The organism is Clostridia bacterium, assembly GCA_014360065.1.
GTDB lineage: Bacteria > Bacillota > DSM-521 > Neomoorellales > JACIYF01 > JACIYF01.
In genome coordinates this window covers 1-4,492 of record JACIYF010000163.1, presented here as the reverse complement: position 1 = coordinate 4,492, position 4,492 = coordinate 1, and the positions used below count along the sequence as shown (strand labels likewise).

Genomic DNA, 4,492 nt, shown 5'->3' with positions numbered 1-4,492 from the left:
TGGCAGGGAACTTGGGGATGGCTACTTTTCTTCTCGAAGGATATGTCCTTAACCGCAATTGTATTAGTCCCCGCTCAACTTACCAGGGTACGTGGGATGATCTGTACGCCCTAATTACACAAAGGGCTTTCTAGGAGTATTAACCAGGAGTATCGATTAAGGCCATGAAGTTCTTTATTAAAACGTTCGGTTGCCAAATGAACCAATATGACTCTGAAATCCTTGCTGCCCTCCTTACCCAGAAAGGTTATGAAGAGGCTAACAATGAGAACGAAGCCGATGTTATTATTCTCAATTCATGTGCTGTAAGGCAAAAGGCTGAGGACAAAATGTACAGCCTACTTGGCCGCCTCAAGAGCATGAAAAAACAAAACCCCAACTTACTCCTCGGGGTAGGTGGCTGCGTTCCCCAACAACCAGGAGTAGCACAGGAGATCAGGAAAAGGATCCCCGAGGTAGACTTTGTGTTTGGGACCCATAATGTCTGTAACGTTCCTGAACTTATTGCCCAGGCCCAAAGGCAGGAGAAGCCAATTGTTGAAGTAGTTGATGAACCGCTGAAAAAAGCGGAGTTGGTTTTTCCTCGGAGGGCAGCGGGAGTAAATGCCTTTGTAACCATTTCCTCAGGTTGCAATAATTACTGTAGTTACTGTATAGTACCTTATACCAGAGGGCCAGAAATTAGCCGAAGCCCAGAAGCAATTGTCAAGGAAGTCCAGGAAGCGGTTCAAGAAGGGTTCAGGGAAATAACTCTTTTGGGGCAAAACGTAAACTCCTACGGAAAAGACCTTGGGGTTTCTATTAGGTTTCCTGATTTGCTAGAAAAGATAAATGCAATTGACGGCGTATCCAGAATTCGCTTTGTAACTTCTCACCCCAAAGACTTTGACCGTAGGTTGATTCTAGCAATCCGCGACCTGTCAAAGGTATGTGAACATGTGCACCTGCCGGTACAATCAGGGAGCAACCGTATCTTAGCCCAGATGAATCGCCGTTATTCCCGGGAACAATATATGGAATTGGTGGAAGAAATCCGGCAGGAGAACCCAGAAGTTAGCATTACTACTGATTTAATCGTGGGCTTTCCCGGCGAGTCGGACCAAGACTTTGCTGACACGATGGATCTGGTGGAAAAGCTACATTTCGATCAAGCCTTTACTTTTGTCTATTCTCCGCGACCTGGCACTGCTGCTTATGGGCTTAAGAACGAAGTACCTTCGACGATGAAGAAAGAGAGGATTCAACAGCTAATTCGAGTCCAAAACCGCCTGACTCTTATGGCAAACCAAAAACTGGTAGGAAAATGCTTAGAGGTATTGGTGGAGGGGCCAAGTAAGACTGATCCTGCCCAGCTTTCTGGCCGAACCAGAACCAATAAGGTAGTTGTGTTTAATCAAAAGCCAGGCATTCATACCGGCGAATTGGTCGAGGTTTGTATTACGGGGGCTGGAATGTGGAACTTATTTGGAAGGCTGTAACTGAGGAAGGGAGGGCGAAATTTCCGGTTGCTGCCCTGGTAGGTCCAACTGCGGTAGGAAAGTCAAGGATAGCAGTTGAAGTAGCTTCCAGACTCAACGGTGAGATTCTTTCGGCCGATTCCGTTCAAGTTTACAAGGGCATGGACATAGGAAGTAACAAAACCATGCCAGAGGACCAAGTGGCATCCTCTGGCAAGGCGATTCCTCACCACCTAATTGATATCTGTATGCCTAATGATTCTTTTAACGTTAAAGAATACCAAGTGCGAGCTACTAAACTGATTCCTGAGGTTGTGCAGCGAGGCGCTTTGCCTATACTGGTAGGAGGAACGGGGTTGTACGTCAAGGCAGTTCTTGGTGGGTATCATCTTCCTCCTATCGGCGATGTCTCGCAAATAAGAGAAAGCCTTGCGGCAGAGCTTTCCAAGAACGGAAGCGTCCCTTTGTGGAATCGGTTACGCCACGTTGACCCCGAGAGCGCTGAGAGAATTCACCCCAACGATGCACGAAGAATTATCAGGGCATTAGAAGTTTATATCAAAACGGGTATTCCCTTCTCGGAATTGAGAAAAACCCAAGAAGCTCTTCCGTATGCGACATGTAAGGTAGGAGTAACCCTTGATCGCGATGAAATTTACCGCCGGATCAATACCCGGGTGATTAAAATGGTCGAGCAGGGCTTTGTCGAGGAAGTGGCTAACCTTTTAAAAACCTATGGTTCTGATTTGCCTGCCCTCCAGAGCCTGGGCTATCGCCAACTAACAGCTTACCTTAGCGGTGAAAAGGATTTGGCGACAGCAATAAGGGAGATCCAGCGGGATACGCGACATTATGCGAAACGGCAACTTACCTGGTTTAAGCGGGATCCAGAAATTGTATGGTTCAAACTGGAGAAACGCTACGATCCCTTGCGGGCGGCTGAACAAATCTCTGATTTTATCGTGCATCGTCTCAGAGTGCACATTGCAGGAGGCAAGAAAAATGGGCAAAGGCTTGACTAGTTTACAGGATTCTTTTTTAAACCAAGCCCGAAAAGATGGCATCCCAGTTACAGTTTACTTAGTTAACGGGTTCCAGTTGAAGGGCGTTGTCCAAGGATTTGATAATTTTACTGTGTTCATTGACAGTGACGGGAAGCAGCAAATGATCTATAAGCATGCCATATCTACTATCGTGAGCGCCAGACCCATCGATATTACAGCAGAACAATAGCATTAAAGGGATATAGGATTATGCACCAGATTATCGATGTAGCTGGGATTTTCGATGCTAGGCTTAACGAGTTGGCCCAAAAGGCTATTGCCCAAGTACGCCCACTATTCGACGCAATTGATGCTACTAGCATGTGCAATCAACAGCGGGTATTAGAGGCATTTCGTGAACACCGGGTTTCCAACTTCCATTTTAATTATGCAACCGGCTACGGTTACGATGATGAAGGCCGGGACGTAGTTGAACGGGTCTTTGCTACTACTTTTGGCAGTGATAAGGCTATAGTGAGGCCGCAAATCGTTTCTGGTACTCATGCCATCTCCATAGCTCTTTTTGGCATTCTAAGACCAGGCGATGTTTTCGTATCCATAACCGGAGAGCCATATCAGACATTGAACGGAATAATCGGAGCCTCAAAGCCAACTCCGGGCTGCTTGGCTGAATGGGGAGTAGAGTATTTGGAGTTGCCACTAAAAGCATTTGGTTTGGAAAACGGTACGGTAGATATTGAAGGGATCCGTAAGCGGTTTCAAAGGCCAATTAAGCTTGCTTATATCCAGCGATCTCGTGGTTATTTGCTCAAACGTAAGTCCCTGAGCGCAGAGGAAGTTGGGCGTATGGTGAGAATAGTTAAGGAGGTAAGCCCTGATACGTTATGCCTAGTGGATAACTGTTATGGTGAATTTGTCTCCACTAAAGAACCAACCCATTTTGGTGCGGATCTGGCAGTAGGTTCTCTGATTAAGAACCCAGGGGGCGGTCTTGCTATCACGGGTGGATATATTTGTGGGCGCAGCGAGCTAATAAGCCTGATTGCCAGTCGCTTAATGGGACCAGGGCTGGGGTTGAATATTGGGCCTAGCTTGGGTACGAATCGGTTTAGTCTGCAAGGTTTGTTTGTTGCTCCCCACGTGGTGGCTCAGGCGCTAAAGGGGGCAATCTTCGCAGCTAAATTGGCGGAGATGCTCGGGTTTGAGGTGTTCCCCAAAGCTGAGGATCAGCGAGGAGACATCGTCCAAACCATCGTATTTGGGAAACGGGAGCAAATGCTAGCGTTCTGTCGGGGAGTACAAAGGGGGTCCCCTGTAAATTCTCACGTTAAGCCTGAGCCTGCCCAGCTTCCCGGCTATCAGGACCCTATAATTATGGCTGCCGGAACGTTCGTTGAGGGTTCGTCCATTGAACTAAGCGCGGACGGAGTAGTTAGTCCGCCCTATGCGGTTTTTTTGCAGGGTGGGTTGACCTTTGAGCACATTGTTCTGGGTGTGCTTTACGGATTTCAAGAAATGCTTGACGAGAACCTTCTAAGTTTGCAAGGTACATAGACGAGGGAGAGCTATGGAGACAGAGAACCGGATTCTCATAGTTGATGACGATAAGGTTATTGTGCGGATCCTCTCGGCTTACCTAAGAGAAGAAGGTTACGAGGTGTATGAGGCATCTAACTGCGCGTATGCTTTGGAATTGGTACACAACCAAAATCCAAGCCTAATTATTCTTGACATAGAGTTACCGGACATTAGTGGGATAGATTTTTGTCGCATACTCAGGAATGATACTGTTTCCGCCTTTACTCCCATAATTATGTTAACTTCCAGAAATACCACCGCCGACAAAGTCATGGGGTTAGAAGCAGGAGCAGACGATTATCTTACCAAGCCGTTTGAGCTAGTGGAGTTAGCCGCCAGGATTAAAAGCCATTTACGGAGAGCGCGCCAAGAAAGAGCATTTAACCCGCTGACCGGCCTACCTGGTAACAAATTAATACAAGAAAAACTAAGTGTGCTTTTAGAACGCAAGGA

Annotated in this window: 5 protein-coding genes; all 5 read left to right on the top strand. The window is 47.0% G+C overall.

Features of this window, described 5'->3' with window-relative positions:
• Nucleotides 1–164 precede the first annotated feature (164 nt).
• Nucleotides 165–1,478 (top strand): tRNA (N6-isopentenyl adenosine(37)-C2)-methylthiotransferase MiaB, encoded by a 1,314-nt coding sequence (gene miaB / locus H5U02_14145; GenBank protein ID MBC7343563.1) that lies wholly within the window; start codon nt 165–167, stop codon nt 1,476–1,478.
• Nucleotides 1,463–2,479: a tRNA (adenosine(37)-N6)-dimethylallyltransferase MiaA gene (miaA, locus tag H5U02_14140; GenBank protein MBC7343562.1), complete on the top strand. Its 1,017-nt coding sequence runs from the start codon at nt 1,463–1,465 to the stop codon at nt 2,477–2,479. Before miaB ends, miaA begins: the two co-directional genes overlap by 16 nt.
• Nucleotides 2,460–2,690, top strand: coding sequence for an RNA chaperone Hfq (gene hfq / locus H5U02_14135; protein MBC7343561.1), 231 nt, complete (start codon nt 2,460–2,462; stop codon nt 2,688–2,690). The genes miaA and hfq overlap by 20 nt, the downstream gene beginning before the upstream one ends.
• A 20-nt stretch (nt 2,691–2,710) precedes the next feature.
• On the top strand, nt 2,711–4,015 hold the full coding sequence (locus tag H5U02_14130; protein ID MBC7343560.1) for a methionine gamma-lyase family protein: 1,305 nt from the start codon (nt 2,711–2,713) through the stop codon (nt 4,013–4,015).
• Between the two features lie 13 nt (nt 4,016–4,028).
• Nucleotides 4,029–4,492: response regulator (locus H5U02_14125; GenBank protein ID MBC7343559.1), on the top strand; the 464-nt coding region annotated here is incomplete at its 3' end.

Bases quoted from the DNA above. Each gene is read 5' to 3' on its own strand.
- hfq (MBC7343561.1), top strand. From the start codon at position 2,460: ATGGGCAAAGGCTTGACTAGTTTACAGGATTCTTTTTTAAACCAAGCC.
- H5U02_14130 (MBC7343560.1), top strand. From the start codon at position 2,711: ATGCACCAGATTATCGATGTAGCTGGGATTTTCGATGCTAGGCTTAAC.
- miaB (MBC7343563.1), top strand. From the start codon at position 165: ATGAAGTTCTTTATTAAAACGTTCGGTTGCCAAATGAACCAATATGAC.